Annotated in this window: 22 protein-coding genes; 3 read left to right on the top strand and 19 right to left on the bottom strand. The window is 39.0% G+C overall.

The window, feature by feature from the left end; translation table 11 throughout:
* Positions 1–5 precede the first annotated feature (5 nt).
* The 12 genes from R2Q84_RS21885 to hemA all read right to left on the bottom strand — a co-directional run bounded on the left by R2Q84_RS21885 (position 6) and on the right by hemA (position 11,184).
* The gene (locus R2Q84_RS21885) at positions 6–839 is read right to left on the bottom strand and encodes an outer membrane beta-barrel protein (RefSeq protein ID WP_316818737.1); all 834 of its coding nucleotides are present in this window, start codon (positions 837–839) and stop codon (positions 6–8) included.
* Between the two features lie 8 nt (positions 840–847).
* The gene (locus R2Q84_RS21890) at positions 848–1,558 is read right to left on the bottom strand and encodes a hypothetical protein (RefSeq protein WP_316818738.1); all 711 of its coding nucleotides are present in this window, start codon (positions 1,556–1,558) and stop codon (positions 848–850) included.
* Positions 1,548–2,114 carry an RNA polymerase sigma factor gene (locus tag R2Q84_RS21895; RefSeq protein ID WP_316818739.1) on the bottom strand — a complete coding sequence of 189 codons (567 nt, stop codon included), beginning with the start codon at positions 2,112–2,114 and terminating at the stop codon, positions 1,548–1,550. The genes R2Q84_RS21890 and R2Q84_RS21895 overlap by 11 nt, the downstream gene beginning before the upstream one ends.
* Before the next feature lie 127 nt (positions 2,115–2,241).
* Positions 2,242–2,790 (bottom strand): protoporphyrinogen oxidase HemJ, encoded by a 549-nt coding sequence (hemJ, locus tag R2Q84_RS21900; RefSeq protein WP_316818740.1) that lies wholly within the window; start codon positions 2,788–2,790, stop codon positions 2,242–2,244.
* Positions 2,791–2,796: 6 nt separating this feature from the next.
* Positions 2,797–3,819, bottom strand: a complete 1,023-nt coding sequence (gene hemE / locus R2Q84_RS21905; RefSeq protein ID WP_316818741.1) for a uroporphyrinogen decarboxylase — start codon at positions 3,817–3,819, stop codon at positions 2,797–2,799.
* Between the two features lie 27 nt (positions 3,820–3,846).
* Positions 3,847–4,362: a hypothetical protein gene (locus R2Q84_RS21910; RefSeq protein ID WP_316818742.1), complete on the bottom strand. Its 516-nt coding sequence runs from the start codon at positions 4,360–4,362 to the stop codon at positions 3,847–3,849.
* The gene (locus R2Q84_RS21915) at positions 4,362–5,066 is read right to left on the bottom strand and encodes a response regulator transcription factor (protein ID WP_015809248.1); all 705 of its coding nucleotides are present in this window, start codon (positions 5,064–5,066) and stop codon (positions 4,362–4,364) included. The genes R2Q84_RS21910 and R2Q84_RS21915 overlap by 1 nt, the downstream gene beginning before the upstream one ends.
* Before the next feature lie 2 nt (positions 5,067–5,068).
* Entirely contained in the window at positions 5,069–5,935 is an 867-nt protein-coding gene (locus R2Q84_RS21920; RefSeq protein ID WP_316818743.1) for a HAMP domain-containing sensor histidine kinase, read from the bottom strand.
* Between the two features lie 35 nt (positions 5,936–5,970).
* Positions 5,971–7,344, bottom strand: coding sequence for a glutamate-1-semialdehyde 2,1-aminomutase (gene hemL, locus R2Q84_RS21925; protein WP_316818744.1), 1,374 nt, complete (start codon positions 7,342–7,344; stop codon positions 5,971–5,973).
* Positions 7,345–7,372: 28 nt separating this feature from the next.
* Positions 7,373–8,341: a porphobilinogen synthase gene (gene hemB / locus R2Q84_RS21930; RefSeq protein ID WP_316818745.1), complete on the bottom strand. Its 969-nt coding sequence runs from the start codon at positions 8,339–8,341 to the stop codon at positions 7,373–7,375.
* A 13-nt stretch (positions 8,342–8,354) separates the two neighbouring features.
* A complete protein-coding gene (hemC, locus tag R2Q84_RS21935; protein ID WP_316818746.1) occupies positions 8,355–9,932 on the bottom strand; it encodes a hydroxymethylbilane synthase in 1,578 nt (525 codons plus the stop codon).
* Between the two features lie 25 nt (positions 9,933–9,957).
* Complete coding sequence (hemA, locus tag R2Q84_RS21940) at positions 9,958–11,184, bottom strand: glutamyl-tRNA reductase (RefSeq protein WP_316818747.1); 1,227 nt, start codon at positions 11,182–11,184, stop codon at positions 9,958–9,960.
* 173 nt (positions 11,185–11,357) lie between these two features.
* Between hemA and R2Q84_RS21945 the strand changes: the two genes are divergently transcribed.
* Entirely contained in the window at positions 11,358–12,203 is an 846-nt protein-coding gene (locus tag R2Q84_RS21945; protein WP_316818748.1) for an alpha/beta hydrolase, read from the top strand.
* On the opposite strand, the gene R2Q84_RS21950 is transcribed toward R2Q84_RS21945, so the two are convergent.
* Complete coding sequence (locus tag R2Q84_RS21950; protein WP_316818749.1) at positions 12,172–13,797, bottom strand: ATP-binding protein; 1,626 nt, start codon at positions 13,795–13,797, stop codon at positions 12,172–12,174. The two genes, R2Q84_RS21945 and R2Q84_RS21950, sit on opposite strands and share 32 nt — an antisense overlap.
* A 161-nt stretch (positions 13,798–13,958) precedes the next feature.
* On the opposite strand from R2Q84_RS21950, the gene R2Q84_RS21955 reads away from it, so the two are divergent.
* Both R2Q84_RS21955 and R2Q84_RS21960 read left to right on the top strand, forming a co-directional pair.
* Entirely contained in the window at positions 13,959–14,480 is a 522-nt protein-coding gene (locus tag R2Q84_RS21955) for a DinB family protein (RefSeq protein WP_316818750.1), read from the top strand.
* 435 nt (positions 14,481–14,915) lie between these two features.
* Entirely contained in the window at positions 14,916–16,454 is a 1,539-nt protein-coding gene (locus R2Q84_RS21960; protein WP_316818751.1) for an FMN-binding glutamate synthase family protein, read from the top strand.
* Here R2Q84_RS21960 and R2Q84_RS21965 read toward each other — a convergent pair.
* The 6 genes from R2Q84_RS21965 to R2Q84_RS21990 are packed head-to-tail and all read right to left on the bottom strand — an operon-like array spanning position 16,451 to position 22,777.
* Entirely contained in the window at positions 16,451–17,701 is a 1,251-nt protein-coding gene (locus tag R2Q84_RS21965; protein WP_316818752.1) for an MFS transporter, read from the bottom strand. The two genes, R2Q84_RS21960 and R2Q84_RS21965, sit on opposite strands and share 4 nt — an antisense overlap.
* Positions 17,702–17,707: 6 nt before the next feature.
* The gene (gene ispG / locus R2Q84_RS21970; protein ID WP_316818892.1) at positions 17,708–19,687 is read right to left on the bottom strand and encodes a (E)-4-hydroxy-3-methylbut-2-enyl-diphosphate synthase; all 1,980 of its coding nucleotides are present in this window, start codon (positions 19,685–19,687) and stop codon (positions 17,708–17,710) included.
* A gap of 49 nt (positions 19,688–19,736) precedes the next feature.
* Positions 19,737–20,351, bottom strand: a complete 615-nt coding sequence (locus R2Q84_RS21975) for an RDD family protein (protein ID WP_316818753.1) — start codon at positions 20,349–20,351, stop codon at positions 19,737–19,739.
* A gap of 33 nt (positions 20,352–20,384) precedes the next feature.
* Positions 20,385–21,326: a LiaF transmembrane domain-containing protein gene (locus R2Q84_RS21980; protein ID WP_316818754.1), complete on the bottom strand. Its 942-nt coding sequence runs from the start codon at positions 21,324–21,326 to the stop codon at positions 20,385–20,387.
* Positions 21,327–21,328: 2 nt separating this feature from the next.
* The gene (locus R2Q84_RS21985) at positions 21,329–22,066 is read right to left on the bottom strand and encodes a PspC domain-containing protein (RefSeq protein ID WP_316818755.1); all 738 of its coding nucleotides are present in this window, start codon (positions 22,064–22,066) and stop codon (positions 21,329–21,331) included.
* A gap of 21 nt (positions 22,067–22,087) precedes the next feature.
* Complete coding sequence (locus R2Q84_RS21990) at positions 22,088–22,777, bottom strand: SDR family oxidoreductase (RefSeq protein ID WP_316818756.1); 690 nt, start codon at positions 22,775–22,777, stop codon at positions 22,088–22,090.
* Positions 22,778–22,810 lie beyond the last annotated feature (33 nt).

The following is a 22,810-nucleotide window of genomic DNA, read 5'->3' on the forward strand; positions in this document are numbered from 1 at the left end:
GGGTTTTAGTTTAATCCAAACGTCAGTCCGAATGACATATTTGTCAAGCCTTTTTGAGGAGCACTGGCAAACATATCGTTGAAATAAACTTTTGTAAACAATCCAATACCGTTGTAGCCAAATCTTAGCGATCCGCCATACCTAAAAGTCTGAAAACGATAATCATCACTAAACTTTTGCTTTCCACGCTCATCGCTCACTTGTTTAACCTTTCCATTTAAAAGGAAACTAACTTCTGGTCCTGCTATAAAATAAAAGCGGTTACCATTCTTATTTTCTGAAGTTCGAAGTTCGAAGTTTAAAGGGATGTGAACATAACTGCTGGAGAACCTGTTTTTAGAAAAATGTACATCGTCCTCTGCATAGGTCAACTCTGGTGTGTTTTTTTGAATGGTAATATCTTTACGCAAGCGAATATGCGTCCAATCAAAACCACCAGCGACATAAACTTTAAAATGCTGATTAAAACGATAGCCCATCTGTACGATATCGAAAGAGAATGTACTTGTTTTTCCGCCTTTGTAATCCAGAAATTCATTTTCAGGTGATAAAGTAAAACTACCGTTATCCACTAACTTGCTGAATCCTAAATCCACCCGTGTAAATGTAATCCCTCCAATAAATTTACCTTTGTTAGCATTAACCTGATTGGTACTGTCTTTCTTTCCACGATCGTCTCCCCCAATACTTAGAGTCATAGAGAGTGCTTTAAATTCTCTTCTCTTTTTAACATTCGTAGCAGTCGTTGTCGTGGTAACTGTATCTTGTGCAAATGCATTTTGGATTGAAGGCCAGGCTAATCCGCTTACCAAAATGGCTGTAACTATTAATCGTTTCATACTGTGGTTTATTTGTGTCGTTTTGAATTCAGTTTTATAAATCCGATGTTAATTCCTATCAAAGATGAATTATCTTCATCGGTGTTAAATTTTAAAAATTTCCTTTCTCTTTTGTCTACTTTATCTACTACATAATTTACAAGATCGCCAACGTTTCTTATTCCTTTATAGACAGCAGGATCAGCTTCTGTAATCACCCCGTTGTTCGTATCATCAGCTACATATGCCTTTGCTATCACTACACTATTATCCCCGATTACAGACGCTTCTACTGGCTTGGGATCAATGATAATGTCATCAGCTTTAACAACTGGACGTGTGGCAATTAACTTTGGTTGCTTTGCCTTAAATTCTTTTTCTGCAGCAGCCTCATCTAAGCGCGGCGCAATAACCAATGGTGTACTTTTATATGTTCTTACTTCATTTTCAACTACTGTTTTAACGCTGGAAAGAGCAGCAACTTGAGGCCCAGTTAATGCGGAAGACTCATTTACTGTTGAAGCAGTTCCCTGAAGTCTGATTTTTTCCTGGTCAGGAGCAATCAATACCACAGACAAAATCATTAAAGCCACTGCAGCTGCAGCCCAATAGAACGGGAATGCGCGCTTTTTAACCGGTTTCAGTTCGGCAGCGATATTATTCCAAAGGCCGGCAGAAGGCTGCACCTCCAGATCCTCAAACTTGTCTTTAAATAACTGATCAAACTCCTTATCCTTCATGTGTTGCATAATTTATGCCCTCCATTTTAATTATTTCTGCTCTTAATATCGATCTTGCCCTCGACAATTGTGATTTACTTGCACCTTCAGAAATCCCTAGTGTTATCGCGATTTCTTTATGAGAATAACCTTCAATAGCGTACATGTTAAATACGATCCGGTATCCATCTGCAAGTTTTTGTACTACTTTCATTAAATCCTGTATGCCCAACCTGCTAAAATCAAAACCTGTGGACGGTTGATCATAAGCATCTTCAATCGGGACGACATTCATCGTCTTAATATTTTTACGATAACTCTCAATTGCGGTATTCACCATAATTCTTCTAATCCAGCCCTCAAATGCACCATCACCGCGGTATTCTTTTAACTTTTCAAACACTTTTACATAAGCAATCTGCAATACATCTTCTGCCTCCGTTTTATCCCTGGTATAACGCATACAAACAGCCAGCATTTTAGCGGCAGTATGTTTATACAGCGCTTCCTGCATCTGCCGGTTACCAGCTTTGCATCCATTTAGTAGCTCATCGATCCTATATTGCGTCAATTCCATTGTGTGTTTGGTATATAGAAGATGAAGGTTTTAGACAAATGGTTGCATGGTGATTAAAAAAAATAAAAATAGGTATAAAATAAAAATAGCCCCTATTCAGGAGCTATTACAATATGCTTTGATTTATTTAACAATCATGTTTTTTACGGTAATGTTTGTACCATTTTACCGCCATCATAATCACAGCAGCAAAAACAATTAGGCCTATTAACCCATAAACCCAATCTACTGCACTTTTTAGAACCACAGTAAACACGATGGCAACCAACAAAATGGTAGCCACCTCGTTCCATAATCTTAACTGAAAGGAGCTGGTTCTACATTTACCCAGTTTAAGTTGGTTCATAATACGCTGACAAATAAAATGATAAACCAGCAGTGCTACTACAAATCCAAGTTTTACATGAAACCAGGGCGCCAACAACAATCCCGGTCTGATACAAACCATCGTTACACCAGCCAGCACAGTAAGTGCCATTGCCGGCGTAGTGATAATGTACCAAAGCTTTCGTTCCATTTTTTCGTATTCCTTTTGCAGGATATTACGTTCAATTTCAGGCCTGTCGTTGGCTTCCGTATGATAGATGAATAAACGTACACTATAAAACAATCCTGCCATCCAGCTTACCACAAAGATAATATGGACAGAAAGGACGTATAAATAGTATTTATCCATAACAGACTAGTATTTAAATTCCTTGATTACTTCAATTGCATACTTAACATTATCAAAAGGAATATCTGGCATAATACCATGACCAAGGTTGCATATAAAACCATTCTGACCACGCATGCGCTCAAATAACCTAAGGATTTCCTTTTTAATTACTGGTTTATCAGCATATAAGATATGTGGATCCAGGTTACCCTGAACAGCAATACCTGCCGGCAAACTATTTTTAATATTTAAAAGGTCTGCATTCCAGTCTACCGAAATAACATCTGGTTTTGCTTCGGCCATAATTGGCGCAAATACAGAACTACCTTTACAGAAAGAGATCACAGGAACATCTTTTCTATTCAGGTTAGCAATGATCTCCTGGATATAACGATGCGAAAACTCCTGGTAATCGTTCCATGATAATGCCAATGCCCAGCTATCGAAGATCTGAAGTGCATTTACACCAGCCGCAATCTGCAGATTCAGGTAATCAGCAGTCACCTTTGCAATTTTAGCCAGTAATTTATGTGCAAGCTCAGGATGGTTATGGATCAGCAATTTCGTTAATTTAAAATCTTTGGATGAACCACCTTCAACCAGGTAACTCATTACAGTAAATGGTGCACCGGCAAAACCGATTAAAGGAATGCTTCCATTTAAACGTTGCTGTATTACCTTAATTGCATCAGCAACATACTGCAACCTATCCAATACATCAACCTCCAGAGCGTCTATATCTTTCAATGTACGTACCGGATTGGCAAATTTCGGCCCAACACCTTGTGTAAAACTTAGTTCTCCCCCCATCGCTTCACCTGTAACCAGAATATCTGAAAACAGGATTGCAGCGTCAATACCTAACAAATCAACAGGTAACATGGTTACATCAGCAGCTATTTCAGGTGTTTTACACATTTCCAGAAAGGAGTATTTATTTTTAATCTCCCAATACTCTGGCATAAAACGACCTGCTTGGCGCATCATCCATACCGGTGGACGTTCTGTTTGCTTTGAAAATGCTGCATCTAAAAATAACGTGTTCATTTGTTCTTAATTTATCCTCTATTTCTTTTATAAACTGTTTACTTCTTTCTCTATCTTACTAATTATGTCCAGCGCTTTAGGGGTTACCGCAAGCTCTTTTGCTTTTTCCAGATAAGCAGTGCTACGCACCTTATCCTTCTTTTTCAGTGCCAGATTCGCCAAATGGATCATCACAAACCCCTTGTCATTTTTTCCGCCTAATGGAAATCTGCTGGCAATTTGAAAATGAAATTCCGCGGCTTCATAATCTTCTTTTTTCAAAGCGATATTTCCACGCATAAATTCATAATACCCTCTTCTGTTCCGGGCTAACCCATTAACATTCGGCACCTCATTCAACAACCGTTCGGCTTTTTCATGATCACCGTTTTTAAAGTATTTCGAGGCCAGTACTATGGAGCTCTGTTTAAAGTGGCTCCATAAAACCAAGACAAACAAAAAGCCGGCAATAGCTGCCAGCTGGTATTGATCGTAAAAAAGACATGCCAACACTGCGACGGCAAAAACCGCCATCAGGGCATACCTGCCTTTTGAATTATACATTAATGAATATCTGTGAATTTATAACCTACACCTCTGATCGAATGAAAATACACAGGGTTTTTCTGATCTGGCTCAAAGTACTTGCGGAAAGTCAAAATGAAGTTATCTATTGTTCTTGTAGATGGATAAACATCATAATTCCAAACTGTTTCCAGAATCTGCTCACGTGAAACCGCTTCGTTCTTACGCTCTATCAGCAATTTCAAAAGCATAGTTTCCTTCTTGGTCAGGGGTACAATAACCCCATCATCTTGTTTCAGCTCAAATGAGTTGAAATAAATGGTTTTGTCCCCAATTTTATAAGAATTGATTTCTTTTAAATCATCAGCTTTCATACTGCGTTTAACCAGGATACCTACTCTTAAGATCAGTTCTTCCAGGTTGAATGGTTTCACCAGGTAATCATCGGCACCTTTTTTAAGGCCCATTACGCGGTCTTCACTTGTATTTTTGGCTGTTAAGAAAAGTATCGGCACTTCAGTATTCTCGAGTCTGATGGTTTCACATACCTGGAATCCGTCCATTTCCGGAAGCATTACGTCCAGAATGATCAGGTTAAAACGTTCTTCCTTAAAAACCTTTAAGGCAGTTTTACCGTCTTTTACAGCATGTACTTTATAACCTTCAAGCTCAAGGTTTAATTTAATGGCATCTAATAAATGGTCTTCATCTTCAACCAGCAGTATTCTTAATTTCTGTTGCATAATCAACTAAATGTTATTTCAAAAATAGCACCTTGCGGTACGTTATCTCTAACGCTGATATCAGCGTCGTGGCTTTGTAATACTTCCTTAACAATAAACAGGCCTAAACCTGTTCCTTTTGATTTTCTGACATTCTCATCACCAACTCTGTAGAATTTATCGAAAATAAGCATCTTTTCTGCATCAGGAATACCAGGTCCTTTGTCAGATACCCGCAAAAAAGCATGACCATCTTTCTCTGCCAATTCCACAACTACATCCGCACAAGGTCCCGAATACTTCACTGCATTCTCGACCAGATTAGTCACTACCGATGACAATGCAAACTGATCGCCCATCACTTTAATACCTGGTTTGATTACCGGAGTAATCAATTGCTCACAACCACAAGAATGGACCTGCAGCCTGTCGGTAATTTTTGTTACCAGCTCAGAAAAGTCAAATTCCTCCTTTGGAAACGAATAAGAGCGGTTTTCGATCTTAGTAGCCAGCAACATATTTTCTACCAGATCATCTAAACGCTCAATATCTTTTAATGAATTACTCAATAAAGAAGTTTGTCGCGCTTTATCCAGATCGCGCTTTACAATCGTTTGGATAGACAACTTTATAGCAGCCAAAGGCGACTTTAATTCATGGGTTACAGACAGTAAAAAATTCTGCTGCTGTTCACGAAGTCGTTCTTCTTTCTTGATAGACTGGTGTAAAAAATAAGCTCCTATACAAAGTAAAAATAAAAACACAGACCCCTCTCCCATAACCATTGCCATTCTGGCAGGTTCCAGCCTTACTACCAAAGATCCCCATGAGATCAGTTGCACTAAAGCATACAGGAGCATGAAATAAAATATAATGATCGACTTCTTCAAGATTATCAGTATTTTACTTATAAATATACCATTATTTACTTGTTCCTGAAAACAACATCAAGGCTGTCAAAGATTGCCCTTTTAGCTTTTTCAAGTTCAATTTTTGTATGCGCAGCAGATACAAAACCTACTTCATAGCCCGAAGGCCCTAAATAAATCCCTCTGTTCAACAATTCTCTGTGCATCACTTTAAATTTCTCCATGCTGTTGTGATCAATATCCTCAGCAGTCTGGATTTTATCTTTATCCGTAAAGGCTATCCAGAAGATAGAACCTACATAAAACACCTTTACTTTATAATTCCTTGCTGTTGCAAAACGTTGGATACTCTCGGCAAATTCGCTGGTTTTATTATTCAGGTCTTTATAAAATCCTGAACGCAGCAATTCTGTCAGTTGCGCGATGCCCGCGGCCATAGCCACCGGGTTTCCTGAAAGTGTTCCAGCCTGGTAAACTCCCCCATCAGGAGAAATATGTCCCATAATCTCAGCCGAAGCGCCATACATACCTACAGGCAAACCACCACCTATGATCTTACCATAGGTAACAATATCAGGTTTAATACCATAATATGCAGCAGCTCCTTCAAAACCTATCCTGAAACCAGTAATAACCTCATCAAATATCAACAAGGTTCCATTCTCTTTACAGATACCTTGTAAAAACTCAATATAAGCAGTATCCTGCATCAACAATCCGTTATTTGCCGGTATGCCTTCTATAATAACCGCAGCCACCTGATCCTTAAATTGTTCAAAAGCCTGTTTAAGTGCTTCAGTATCATTCAATGGAAGAACAATGGTTTCCTGGGCAAAAGCTTTAGGTACACCAGCAGATGACGTCTCACCAAAAGTAACCAGGCCAGAGCCTGCTTTTACCAATAAAGAATCACTGTGACCATGATAACAGCCTTCAAACTTAACGATCTTGTCTCTACCGGTATAACCACGCGCCAACCTGATAGCAGACATAACAGCTTCTGTACCGGAGCTGGTAAAACGTATTTTTTCGACGAATTTATTATTCTTAATGATCAGTTCGGCCAATTCATTTTCCAGGGCTGTTGGCGCACCGAAGCTCATGCCATTTTGCATCACTTCTGTAACTTTCTCTCTTACCTTAGCATTGTTATGCCCCAGGATCAATGGTCCCCAGCTAGCGCAAAAATCGATAAATTGATTCCCATCGGCATCCCATACAAAACATCCATCTCCTTTTTGAATAAAAAGTGGAGTGCCATAAACAGATTTAAAAGCTCTTACCGGCGAGTTTACACCTCCGGGAAAATAGTTCTTAGCCTTTTCGTACAGTTCTGCTGATTTCTCTCTGGAAATATCCGGTTTACTGCCTGTATTTACAGGTACTTCACCTTCATTTCCTGAAAACATTTTTTTTAAAGATTCTAACATAATTTTTTATTTCAATGGAACCCGCCTCTTACATCCAATTATTTTCAACAATATCCCTTATATGGTAAGTAGTAATGATACTTGCTCCGGCACGTGCAAAAGCATGCATGGTTTCCATTACAACTTTTTGTTCATCGATCCAGCCCTTTTGCGCAGCAGCTTTCACCATTGAATACTCGCCTGAAACATTGTAACAGGCAATAGGTAAATCCGTATGCTGTTTAAGATTATGCATAATATCAAGGTAAGCCAAAGCAGGTTTAACCATTAACACATCGGCACCTTCACTTTCATCCAGCAAAGCTTCACGAAGTGCTTCATTACCATTCCTGAAATCCATCTGATAAGCTTTTCTATCCCCCTTACTTGGCGCACAGTCTGCAGCTTCCCTAAACGGTCCGTAATAAGCAGAAGCGAATTTGGTAGCGTGCGACATAATTGCTGTATTTACAAAACCAGCACCATCTAAAACACTTCTCATAGCTGCGACACGTCCGTCCATCATATCAGAAGGAGCCAACATATCAGCACCAGCCTGAGCATGTGTAAGTGCCATTTTTGCAATAACTTCTACAGTCTCGTCATTCTGCACATAATCTTCCTTCAATATACCACAATGTCCATGCGTAGTATAAGAACATACACAAACATCAGTTACAATATAAAGGTCGTCACCAAAGTTCTTTTTCAGTAAACGCACAGCTGAAGGTACCAAAGAATGGTTATGATAAGCAGAAGCTGCATTTTCACTTTTCTCATCGCCAACACCAAAAAGCATGATTTTGTTGACACCAAGTTTCAACCCTTTTTCGACATCCTTTACCAGCGTATCTTCAGAAAAATGACTGATACCAGGCATTGCTTCCAATGGATGAACCAGATCTTTTCCAGGTACAACAAAGTACGGATAAATAAACATGTCTTTAGATAACCGGGTTTCGGCTACCATCTCTCTCACAACTGGATTTTTTCTTAATCTACGCGGACGGTGTAACATATCAACCTCTTTTTTAAATATCTATTCCGAAAACAGCTTCAGCAAGGCCGATTTCGTCAGGGGCATAAGGCAAAATGCACTTAACGCCCATTTCTTCAAATTTCTTAGCTGTAGAATTGCCAATTGCAATTACTTTTTGTCCAGGTTCCAGCAAGTTGTCTACAAAATATGCATCTACATTAGACGGACTTGTAAAAATCAACACTTCTGCATACGTCTGATCAACATCTTCTTCGATCACAGTTTCATAGATCGGTAGATCTATTACTTTCGTACTTGGTTTTAACGCTTTTTGAATGCTCAATAAAGAGTCTTGCGCTCTCGGAAACAATACAGTTTTCCCATCAACCATTTCAGCAAACAGCTCACCAACTTCATCAATATCACCACCTTCACCAACATAGTCGGCCAAATGACCTGCTTTTCTCAATGAATCTTCCGAACCTTTTCCTGCTACACCAAATTTCACGTGTTTAGGTAACATCGGTTTTAGGTTAAAGAAATAATCAACACTATTTCTGCTGGCAAAAAAGATCCATTCCACATGTTTCAAATAAAACGGGTCCAATACAGTTACAATTGGAAAAGTCCGGATCAATGATCGCGCATCAATCTCTATGTCATGCTTTTCAAGCGCTTTTCTAAAATAATTGTGTTCACCAACTTCTCTGGAGATAAACACTTTAGCCGGATACTTTCTGTCAGCACTAAATTTAGCAACAATCTTTTCCGCTATTCCCTCCAGGCTATCTACACGATAAAACAAACGATCAGGAAAATCCTCATCTGTTTCAGCTTTTGAAGTCCAGATCTCATATTTTCCATCCTCCTTCTTACAGTAGCAGCCTAAAGGCATATGGCATCCCCCTTCAAAAAGGTTCAATACCTTACGTTCCACAGCTATTTCCTCGGCCGTTTCCGGATGATGTATTTTCTGAAGGACATCAAACAGTTCACTGTCATTCTCCCTGATCTGAATAGCCAACGCCCCCTGTGCAGGTGCAGGTACCAGATCAGTTGTATCAACTACTTCAACATGAAACTCAGAAAGATCAATATTCAATCTATTCACACCAGCTTTGGCGATCATGATGGCATCGTAATCCTCATCCCTTAACTTTTGAATCCGGGTAGGTACATTACCTCTTAAATCTTCAATATTTAAATCAGGACGAAGTGCAAGCAACTGGGCCTTACGCCTATTAGACGAAGTTCCAACCATAGCTCCTTTTTTCAGAGATAATTTATGGGTAATACTAACACAGTCTTTCAGGATCAATAATAACTCAGAAGGATCCTCACGTTCGGTCACTGCGGCAATAGTTAAACCAGCAGGATGAATGGTAGGCAAATCTTTATGTGAATGCACAGCAATATCAATTGTACCTCCCAAAAGTTCTTCTTCAAGCTCTTTTGTGAAAAACCCTTTGCCTTCCAGTTTGTCTAGTCTAAGATTTAAAATCTTGTCGCCCTGGGTTTTGATAATTTTCAATTCAGCTTCAACACCGATAGCTGCTAATTTATCTTTAATGAAATTGGCTTGCCATAAAGCCAGGTCGCTACCTCTTGTACCTATAATAAGTCTTTTCACGTTGATTGCTAATTTTTTGGCAAATCTAGCTATTCTTTACCAATATCTCCTTCGCCATTACCATTGGAACGCTGATGTATTTTTTTTCCATGTAATTCATCACTTTTTCCAGCACTAATCTTGAGTTTTCATCCAGATTATTGATTTCGTCGGCAAAGACACCATTGATAGCAGTATGCTTGATTTCTTTTATTTTCTCCGGAACGCAACTCATAGCGATTTCAATTTTACGCTGGCGCAATACCAGTTCAAAATCCTTGATATTTTCTTCAATAATGTGCTCGGCATTTACCAGCTCATCATAACGTTCCTGAATATTTTTACGGGCAGTCTCTTTTAAAGATTCAACCTCAATGTAGTGTATAGGGAAGTTTTTAACCACATCGGCAGCGGTATCATTAGGAATAGCCAAATCTACAACCACCTTTTTACCAGTTTCACCGTTCAGCAGTTTTTTATAAATCTCCTCTGTAACTATCGGTTCTGTTGCCCCCGTACAGGTAATGATCACATCAAAGCCCTGATTGTAGTTTTCCAGCTCCGAAAGTGGATAGGCAGTACCATTAAGTTCTTTTGCCAATACTTCTGCATTTTCCAGTGTTCTGTTAAAAACTGAAAAATTAGAGTACTTATGCTTTTTAAGGTATTGTGCTATATTTTTGTTGGTTTCTCCTGCGCCGATGATCAGTAACCTTGAATTGGCACACATTTTAAGATCACGCAGTTTGCGATAAGCCAGAGAGACAATAGAGACTGGGTTTTTAGAAATATTGGTGTGGGTATAAACCTCCTTAGCAGTTTTCACTACACGGTTCATAATCATCCGCATATAATCTCCGGTAAATCCGGCAACGCGACAAGCCTCGTAAGCCTTACGGATCTGGGCAAGAATTTCTTTCTCTCCTACCACCAGACTTTCCAGTGAGCATGAAGTACGCAGCAGATGATTAAAAGCATCTACCTGCTCATACGCAGAAACGTTTTCAACAAACTGCTCCATATACTCAGGAGGCAGTCCCATGTCAAGTACAGTTAAAAAACGAAGAATGAAATCTTTATCTAAATTATCGGAAGCGGTAAATACAAATTCTACCCTGTTACACGTTCCTACATAGAATATTTCTTTTACACCTAACTCGGATTGAATGTTCCTCAACCTATCGTCCAATGTCTGCTCACATATCACCAACTTACCCAATGATTTCAGGTCAATATGTTTATGCGTAAAAGCAATGATCTTTAAATATTCCAAAATAGTATTACCCTGTTTGTTTTTAGCGAAACAAAAGTAATAAGACAAGGCTGTTCCACTGTCATTATGCTGTAATTAAGAGCTATTTAGAAAGATTTTAAATAAAGATAATAATCTAAACAAGCTCATTTTTATTTTGTTATATAGCTTAAACACCATATAGGGAGCTACATATGATAAAAAAAGAAGTATTTACATTACAAGGTGCAGATGGAAAACCGATATTCGGCGACAGCACTTATGACGATAAAAGCACAAATTTGGACACTATAATTTTCATTCACGGCTTTAAAGGTTTTAAAGATTGGGGAGCGCACCATTTAACCACCGCTTTTTTTGCCGAAAATGGATACAGGTACGTCAAGTTTAATCTGTCGCACAGTGGTGTTAAAAAAGAACAGCTAAATGATGTGACTGACATGGAGGATTTCGCATCGAATACCTTCAGCAAAGAACTCATAGATGTTGATACAGTCATCACCTATGTATTTGACACCTATCCTTCTACATCTATACAACTTATTGGCCATAGTCGCGGCGGTGGGCTTGCCATCATACAGGCAGCAAAAGACAAGCGGATCAGCAAGCTCGTTACCTGGTCATCCATTTCCGATTTCTCTAGTTTATGGAAAAAGGAGCAGGAAGAGGAATGGAAACGCACAGGAAAAATCTATGTAGAAAATGCAAGGACTAAAGAAAAAATGCCTTTAAACAGCACTTTACTGGATGACTTTAATCAACATAAAGAGAGTTTCAACATCATTGATGCAGCAAAACGGATAAATATCCCCTGGTTAATTCTTCATGGTGACGAGGATGTCAATGTTAATTTCAGTGTAGCACAGGAACTGGCACGAAGGCAACTAACAGCACAAATACAAAAGATAGAAGGGGCAAATCACGTTTTCGGTGCATCACATCCGTACATGGATCCTCAACTTCCAGCTCATTTAGCAGATGTAGTTAAAAAGACATTGGATTTTCTACTTAAACCACACCTCTTGATTGGGCAACCTTAAGTAAAACTTCAAACATTTTTTCAGGTGCAAAAGGTTTATTAAGGATATCATAAACATGAATACTAGCGAATTTAGCTCTCACTTCCGCCATAATATCAGCTGTAAAAATTACCGGATGAATATCGGGATATTTATTACGAACAATCATTGCAAGGGCATACCCGTCGAGCACAGGCATATGCAGATCTAACATAGCCACATGGTAATTATTTTTCTCCATCAGTGCAAGTGCTTCCTTTCCATTCTCTGCACAGTCTATATCCACCCCAAAGTATTCAAGTTGCTTTTGTGCCACCATTACATTGATCAGATTATCCTCAACTAGCAATACCCGAAGTCCTGCTAACTTTTCTTTAAAAGCCGAATATACCGGGAGTACATCCTGAGGACTGCCAGCATTCTGTTCACCAGCAATTTCAAAACTCAAATCAAAATGAAACTCAGATCCCTTTCCTGCTGCGCTTTCTAAAATAACCCTGCTATTGTGTAATTCAGCTAGCTTTTGCGTAATAGTCAGGCCTAAACCTGTGCCCGCATGGTCGCGTCGCGCAGATTGCTGAATTTGTTTAAAACTTTCAAAAACACTTTCCTGGAGCTCCGGAGGAATTCCCATCCCGGTATCCTTCACCACAAAATTAATCAGCGCATGATTAGATTCGACAGAAACCAGCTTGATGATCAGTGTCACCTCTCCGCGGTCGGTAAACTTTATCGCATTGCTAATCAAGTTATTTAACATCTGACTCAGGCGAATTGGATCAGCAATCAATCGATTTGGGATCTCATCGTCCATAAAGCTTTTCAACTGTATGCCTTTAGCTTCCGCAAGTGACTTAAATTGGTTCCTAATGTTCTTTACCAATCTAAACAAATCAACTTCAGCAAGTACAAGCTCCAGTTTCTCATTCTCCATTTTAGTCAGATCCAGAATATCATTGATCAGTTGCATCAAATGATCGGCTGAAAAAATCAGATTTCCAATGTATTCTTTTTGATCCATTGTGTGGTTCAACTTGAGCAGGTTGGCAATTCCGATAATACCGTTTAATGGTGTTCTGATTTCGTGGCTCATCACCGATAGGAAATCAGATTTCGTTTTCGAGGCCTTTTCAGCGAGATTTCTCGCTTCCGTTAAAGCTACATTGTTAATCTCCAGCTGCCTTCTGGTCTCCTCAAGTGCAATATCAGCCAGCATTTTCTGTGTAATATTCTGTATGCTCAATACCAGGATATAATCTTCCGGTTGCTGCGATTTTTGCACAGTTTTTATCCTTGCCTTATACCATTCATTAAATGAAGGATTCAGATGTTTATAAATTACCTCCTGAGCTTCCCCTGTTTCAATAGCTTTATTAACAGGTTCAGTAAAAACGGCTGACTGCTCCCCCATCACTTCAGTGATTGTCTTACCCAAAAAACCTTCCCTGGGCATAAAAAGCATGCTATCATCAGAAGTCCATACATTTTTAAATGTATGATTTCCATCAATTTCAAATACAAGATCTTCCAGAGAAGTAATGAGCGATTGCAAATGAGCTGTTAATTCATGAAGCTTTATATCGCTCTTCTCATCATCAATAGATAATTTATTCATTGTTAAACAATAGGTCGTTCAAACTTACGTAAAAAGCTCGAAAAATCATTAGTTTCTCATAAGGACTGCCATAGGGTTGTCAGTGCCCCTACTTTTCTTTGTAGTAACAAACAGAAATTGTTAACAATTACAAATAAGAAAAATCTTTAAAACTTACAATTATGACAACCCAAAATTCAAACACAGCAACTATTGAAACCGCATCCTTCGTTTCTTCCGAAAATATGTTAAAGGCATGGATGGGCCACCGTCGCCTAACAAGAAGGGTAATTGAAGCCTTTCCCGAAGACAAATTGTTTAGCTACAGCATAGGAGGAATGCGGCCATTTGCAGAAATGATAAAGGAGATTATTGATATTGGTGGCCCCGGTATAAGAGGAATTGTTACGGAAGACTGGGAAAGCATAGGTGGATTTGACAACCATTCTGTAGATGAAGCACACCGTTCCAAAGAAGGATTACTGCAATTATTTGATCAGGGTACAGACGAAATCAATACTTTCTGGCCGGAAATTTCACAGGAACGTTTCCAGGAAAACACCGTGGTATTTGGTATGTACGAGGGCCAGGTCTTTTCCAGCATTCTTTATTTTATCGACAATGAAATTCATCATCGCGCACAAGGCACGGTATACCTTCGCAGCTTAGGAATTGAACCACCTGCATTCTGGAACAGAGACTAAAGAGTTTTACATCCCTATATTGAGGAATATTTTTAAGACCAACTACGATACGGTATATTCAAACCGTATCGTAGTTGGTCTTTTTTGAACTATAACTGGAAGTTCTTTCTTTACAATCAATTCAACATTTAGCTACCCTTTGCTACTAACCTTCAGGGTTTAATTTCATTTTCTTATCAAATTGATAAAAGTATAATTTTAAAGGTATTTTTTTTTGATAATGACAAAAACATAACGAAATTTGCGGCATGAATTCCAATTCCGCTAAAGACTTTATGAATTAAACCCCGAATCATTACAAGAAAATATTCGATTCGGGGGCCCAAATCTTACTACTTCAATCTATTTATCAGAGGGCTTCTTCCCTATATTATCATCATTTAAGATCACCAGTTTATTTAAGACCGCAAGGTAATTACGTCCCATTTACAAGTTATGGAAAATCAAAAAATTAGTTCAATAATTGGAAAAACATTGCTTTGGATAGCATTGTCCGGAACAGTTGCACTTATTATAGCCGCATTTTATCAGGCATCCTCTTTTTACCTTTTAATTGCACTCCCTTTAATTCTCATTACTGCGGTAGGCTACGATCGTTTTCAATCCAAACATGCAGTGTTACGCAATTACCCTATTGTTGGGCGACTTCGTTACTTCTTTGAAGCAATCAGGCCTGAAATGCGTCAGTATTTCTTTGAATCGGACCTGGATGGTAAACCTTTTAACAGGAGACAAAGGTCTATCGTTTATCAAAGAGCGAAGAACGAGCGTGAAACTGTTGCTTTTGGGATGCAGGTAGATCCCTATCAGCAAGGTTATGAATGGGTATCACATAGTATTTATCCTAAAAAACTGGATCAAAAAGATCTACGCGTAAATGTTGGCAATAAACAATGTTCACAACCTTACAGCCTAAGTATACTAAACATTGGTGCAATGAGTTTTGGTGCCTTAAGTAAGACGGCAATCATGTCTTTAAGTAACGGAGCAAAATTGAATGGCTTTGCACACAATACCGGCGAAGGGGGCATTAGTCCACACCATGTTAAAGGTGGTGGTGACCTGATCTGGCAAATTGGAACTGGTTATTTTGGTTGCAGAGACAATGATGGAAATTTTGACCCGGCCTTATTTCAAAAAAACTCCAGGCGCACTTACGTGAAAATGATTGAAATCAAACTTTCTCAAGGCGCAAAACCAGGACATGGAGGAATACTACCCGCTGCTAAAAACACTCCAGAAATTGCAGAAATAAGAAATGTACAAGCCGGAACAACAGTGATCTCTCCTCCGGCACACAGTACTTTTAACAATGCAAACGGCTTAATGCAGTTTGTTAAACAGCTCCGCGAATTATCTGATGGAAAACCTATTGGGTTCAAGCTCTGTATCGGCAGTAAACAAGAATTTACAGACATCTGTACTGCAATGGTTGCAACTGGTGTTGCGCCTGATTTTATAACCATAGACGGAGCAGAAGGCGGAACCGGTGCTGCACCACTGGAATATACGGATTATGTAGGGATGCCTTTAATGGATGCCCTTGCTTTTGTAAACCAATCTTTAATTGCCCATGGATTACGGGACCAGATTAAAGTTCTGGCATCCGGAAAAATCATTACTGGTTTCGACATTATGAAAACACTCGCACTCGGCGCTGATGCTTGTTATAGTGCAAGAGGTATGATGATGGCTTTAGGTTGTATACAAGCATTGAAATGCGATAGTGGAAAATGTCCGGTAGGTATTGCTACACAAGATAAAAGTCTATTTAAAGGCATTGATGTGACAGACAAAAAACACAGGGTTGCGAATTTCCATAAGAATACCATCCACGCAACTGTGGAACTAATGGAAGCATGCGGTTTTGATACACCTGATCATATTAAACCGGAGTCATTCCACAGAAGAATTGACACCACCAAAACCATGAATTTCAAAGAAATTTACTTTAAAACTGTCAGCGCAAATTAAGCCGATCTTTTGTCTTTTTGGTTTACCATTACACTCACACGGTAAACCAAAAAGATACAGACTATAATCAGGATAGAAACGACAACCCCTAAAGTATCGTAATGACGTAAAGGACTGCTTTTTGTTTCCTGGGTTACAATCAATCCTGCACACAATGCAGCTATTCCACCTGCCATTTGCTGTAACGATGCATTTACACTCATAAAGGCTCCTCTGTCCTTAATGTCAGGCACACTCATCGTCAATGTAGTTGCCGGAATCATCCTGCTCATGATCCCCATGAACAAAATCATATTTACCACTACAACCTGCCATAAAGGAACCGGACTTAGATTTGTATAAATCACAATCATGATAATAGCCAGTATAGATCCCCCGGCAAATACCATAAACTTATCATACCGATCACTCAACTTTCCTACCAGAGGCATAATTACAATTGACGCTATTCCAGTAAACATAAACACTAGTGGAAGTTCCTCCTGAGTAATATTAATATTATTGATTAAATAAGCACTACCAAAAGGCATAAGCATAAAGCCACCAACACTCATAAATGCAGTTGCAATAAAACCCGTTTGATATGATCGGTTGGTTACGGCATGCCATAAATGTAAAAACGGGCTCTTGTCTGATTGTAAGGCCAGGTGTTTATCTATTGGTTTTACTTTAAAAAGTATCACTAATCCTATAAGCACCGCCAATATTACAATCATTAAAAAGGCAGAATGCCAACCCCAGACATTGGCCAGATAAAGTCCAATGGGAATTCCCAGTACCTGACTCGCTGCAAATGCCATCTGCACAAATCCCATTACCCTACCACGTTGATGGACTTCAAAAATATCGGTGATGATAGTCATAGAGATGGCACCTATTACCCCACCAAATAATCCGGTAATAATCCTTGCAACTAACAACATCTCATATGTGGTGGCCAAAGCACAGAAAAGCGTACCAACGATAAAACCTGTATAAAAAAACAGCAGGATCTTTTTACGGTCAAACTTATCGGCAAAACCAGCAGCCAGAATTCCGGAAAGTCCGGCACTAAAGGCATACGAAGAAACCACAAGCCCGAATCCTTTCGGAGTCATAGACAATGATTTCATTAAAAAATCGCCCAATGGCGCGAGGACCATAAAATCCAGCACGATTGTAAACTGTAGTAAAGTCAACAGTGCAATGACCAGAATCTGATAAGGACTAAAAGGTTCGGCTATACTTTTGGTAGATTGTTGTTTCATGAGCTACTACTTTTGTACCCAGTTACCATCTTCCTTAATCAGGTCGATTAAATCATCAAGGGCACGTGCAGCATTCACATTTTTCTTTACAACCTCTTTACCGCGATAAAGCGTAATTTTATCAGGTCCTGTTCCTACATAACCATAATCAGCATCAGCCATTTCTCCCGGGCCATTCACAATACAGCCCATGATACCTATTTTAATTCCTTTCAAATGATCTGTACGTGAACGGATCATTTGCGTAGTTTCCTGTAAGTCAAATAAGGTCCGCCCACAGCTTGGGCAAGAAATGTATTCGGTTTTAGAAATCCGGGTACGTGTAGCTTGTAAAATCCCGAAACTCGTCGAATTAATAAGTGATAAGCCAATACTCTTGTTAGTATTAACCCACACACCATCACCAAAGCCATCTGTAAGCAATGCACCTAAATCAGTAGCCGCATATAGCATCAGGTGATCTGCGTCAAGATGATCATATTCTCTTTTAATGATTACAGGAATCTTAATATTGTTCTTTACAAGATCAATAAGAAATTCCCTTTGCGCTGCCATTCCGTGAGTTGCATTTGTTTCCAATACAATAATTGTGTTTTCTTTTAGCAAGGATAGGTCAACTTTATCATCGGTACTGATTTTAATAAGGTTCAAAAACTCATCTTTCTGTTCCGACTTAACATATTCATCATAATTAAGCAATGGATGACAATTATTTTTATCTTTCAATGAAAGCCATGTCCCGTAATTATACACTTGTTTTAAATTACCGGGGAAAGAAAATGAAGGCAATTGATCACCAAGGTAAACGATATCACATGCCTGATCAGCCATATTATATTTATCTAACCCGGCACTATAAGTATAGCCAACTGCGCTCAAAAAATAAGGATCTTTTAAGTTCTCGGCACTAACATCTAACATTACTACCGGATGATGATGTCCGCCTATATGCTGAACGGCCACGGTATGCCTTCTATTGTATTCGTAAGGACTATAAGGAAGATCCTTAATACAGAGTTCCGTTTCAGGGTTAAGACATTCCTGTTGTTCAGACTCAGCGACTCTTTTTTCGTATCTTGATGCTAATGCTTTTGCTACCGGTGCTTCAAATTCCGGATCCTCAGTTAATGAAACCCTAATCGTATCACCTAATCCATCTTCAAGTAAGGTTCCTATTCCAACTGCAGATTTAATCCTTCCGTCTTCACCATCACCAGCTTCTGTTACACCCAGATGCAAAGGATAATTCATCCCTTCTTTCACCATCGTTTCCACCAATAAACGGTAAGCCTGTACCATTACTTGTGTATTGCTGGCTTTCATAGAAATCACCAGGTTATAGTAATTCAGGTCTTCACACATCCTGATAAATTCCATTGCCGATTCCACCATTCCACGTGGCGTATCGCCATAATGGCTCATGATCCGGTCTGAAAGCGATCCGTGATTTGTACCAATACGCATGGCCGTACCATACTCCTTACAAATCTTCACCAAAGGAGTAAACTTCTTGTAAATACGTTCCAGTTCTGCCTGGTAGGCTTGTTGGGTATATTCTATATTTTCAAAACGTTTTTTATCGGCATAATTACCTGGATTCACCCTTACTTTTTCCACAATACGTGCAGCAGCTTCAGCCGCATTTGGTGTGAAGTGAATATCGGCAACCAATGGAACATTATAGCCTCTAAAACGAAGTTCTTTTTTAATGTTGGCCAGATTTTCGGCTTCTTTCATACTAGGCGCAGTAATACGCACATATTCGCAGCCTGAATTGACCATTCTGATGGTTTGCTCCACAGTACCAAGGGTATCCATAGTGTCTGTAGTAGTCATAGACTGAATACGGATTGGGTTAAAACCACCCATAGGTATATCACCAATAGAAACTTCTCTTGTTAAAAACCTGGAGTATCGTGTTAAACTATTGCAGTATCCACCTTTTAGTGCGTTTGTTAACGCGTTCTGACCAATTACTTCTTCCATCATTTGTAAATCTGACACAAAGATAAAGATTATGTTTAGAACTGTTAGTTTAGATCAGACGGTCTTTTATTACCAATGTGTTTGCAATCAGATCATGCAGGCACTGTTGTTTTTTATTCAAAAAACTATACAGATAACCAATAAACATGGTCAACACAGAAAAGAGTTTAGCCGAATTTCGACCAAAAGAATTCCCAAGCGTAATTCTGTTTCCTCCCAAATCTGTTACTTTAATATTTAACAGCATTTTACCAATGGTACCTTGCTTTGGAGAAGCCTCAGCAAAACTTCCATACAAAAATTTTGCAAACGGAATAAGTGGCAAACCTGAAAACGTCAACATAATACGCTCCGCCTTGTCATCAACAACCACAAAGCTAAGTAGCGTTAAAACTGCATAAGCACAGGTTAAAAAGAAATAATCAATGGCAGCCGCAAGCAAACGCTGATCAAAAGATGCGAAATATTGAGGCGTCGGAACCTCCTTTACAAAACCAAGAAGCTCACGTAGTTCTGGCAACTCGTGAGCTTCTTTATAATCATCCATTCCCGGTTTTCTAATAAATGTCCCGGATTGGATGGGTAGTGTTTTTAATTGTTCTAAAAGATATGGGCCTTCAGGTTTCCCATTTATAACAACTGTATATTCTATAATCTTATCCATTTTATTTAGCCTGTCGTAATTGCGACCAGAGGTTTAATACCTGTTCACCTCAAAGCTACTTAGTCCACCATCAAAATTTATAAATATTTTATTTTTTGAATCTTTATAACCAGGCGTCTCATAAATATTATCACTTATTTTGATAAAACCCGTGAACTCTTTCGAAGACAAGCCTGTTTTAGCCCTGATCTGACAACCGGATCCTGTAGGAATATTTATTTTTACATCTGCCATTCCCGTTTTAACATTTACATCGGTAATTGGAAGTAAACTACCAATTTTCAATTCAAGTGCAGCTGCCCCTCCATCAAAGTTAAAGGTTCTTACTTTGTAATCAGCTAAATCAAAGTCAAACGTTCCAGCGCCAATTTTAACATATATTTCCCAGTTGGGTTTAGTATTTAAATTGATATCAACATCGCCTCCTCCCCGCTTCCATTCGCCCTTGCCTTTAGGCTTCAGATTCAATGTAGTGATGCTATCTGTACTTAAATTATTGATCAACAAAAACGGTTCCCCCGTCTGATTTGAGGCTACAGTGATTAAACTATCTGTATGCCCTTTAAGGTCAAAAGATGTTCCTGCCCCCGAAATATTAAGTATTGTTTTTTTAGCAACAGAGTCTGCATCATAGGGGATCGATAAACGTTGTTCCCCAAATTCCTCTGGTACAGGACTGGTCTCCAAGCCCTGATTACCTAAACCATCATGTACGATTCTGTTCCTGTCAGGATTCCGCTGACCTTTAAAAAACAACAGGATCAGGGTAATCACCAATATAGCAATAGACACTACACCTGCAAGTTGGCTTTTACTTCTGCTAAACAGAATATTAATACCAGCGATAATTAAAAATATTGGCCAAAAACGCCATACACTACTCCAGTAAAAATCTATAATACCAAAGTTTTCTAAGAGCAGTACGCCACCGATAAAAAGCAGTACAATACCCCACATTATTCTATCCAGCTTCATGACTATCTATCTTTTTTAGTGAACCGATCATTAGTTTCCTGACCAGTATTTGGGTCAGGCGTAGCCTCTGGCGCCACTGGTGTTTCAGGAGTAACGGGTTGCTCCGGGGTAACAGGGGTATCAACGGGGGGATTCGCTGTATCTACAGGACCTTGAAAGTTCTGATCACGCCACCTTTCCCAGGCATTTTTATTTTTAGATTTAATGATAAAACTTGCACCTATTGCTACAAATACCAGCGGCCACAATTTAGTAAGCTGAAACCAAAATGGGATCATCCCAAATTCATCCATTAAAAAATACATACCAATTACGAGTAAAAACAAACCGGCAACTGTACGTCCTGTTTCATTATTTTTTTGATAAGGTTTATAACCTAATGGTTCTTTCCAGGAGTCAAAACTATCATCTTTCATTGTCGATGAAGTCCAGTTCTGATAAGATTTAGGATTTTCTGTTGTGGTTTTCTGACTACCAAATGGGTTCGACGACTGAAATGGATTATTTTGATCTTTAAAGAAATCATTGAATTTCGAGAACCTCGCTGTCGGATCGGTATTTACCGGCACTACGATCCACATAATTATATAAACCAATATACCAGTTCCTACCAAAAATATAGTCGACAACACAAACAGCAATCTGATAATGGTTACATCTACTTCCATGTATTCAGCAATTCCTGACGATACACCGGCGACTACCTTTTCATGCTCATTTCTAAATAATCTCTTTTCCATGATAATTTCCCTCCTGTTAATTTAAAACTGTAGTGGTTTCAAAACTATTTCATCAACATTTACACCTTTACTTAAGTTTAAAATGGTGTACAATGCGCTGGCGATATCTTCGGGTTGTACAAAACGTTCAGCGGGGATATCTGTTCCCTCCCACGATGACGTTAATGTAGAACCTGGCAATATTGCCGTTACTTTTACATTGTACTTTGATAGTTCCGCTCTCAATACATCATTAAGACTTAACAAAGCTGATTTAGTTACAGAATAGCTACCACCATTTTCTACTACGGCCTTGGAAGCAATGGAACAAATGTTAAAAATATGTCCTTTCTGGCACTCACGCATCATTTTACCAAAATACTTGGAAACATAATAGGCCGCATTTAGATTCAAATCCAACTGTTTTTGCAACACATCATCAGCTTCATCCAGCAGGCTACCCGGCAAATAGGTCCCAACATTATTTACCAGCACATCAACCGTCCCCATTTGTTCTTTTACAGCATTGCAAAAAGCATACACCTCTTCTTTTATACTGCAATCTGCCTGCCAGATCAATATTTTTGCTCCGGTATACCGAAGATCGTCAGCAAAACGCTCCAACTCTTGACTATTTCTTGCGCAAATAGCCAAATTATAGCCATGTTCTGCAAGCCTTATGGCAATGGCCTTTCCAATTCCTTTGGTTGCTCCGGTAATAATTGCATTCATTGTTACACCTTTTAATGAGCCGCAATAATACAA

Origin of the sequence: Pedobacter nyackensis (assembly GCF_032678475.1) — a bacterium.
Lineage (GTDB): Bacteria > Bacteroidota > Bacteroidia > Sphingobacteriales > Sphingobacteriaceae > Pedobacter > Pedobacter nyackensis_A.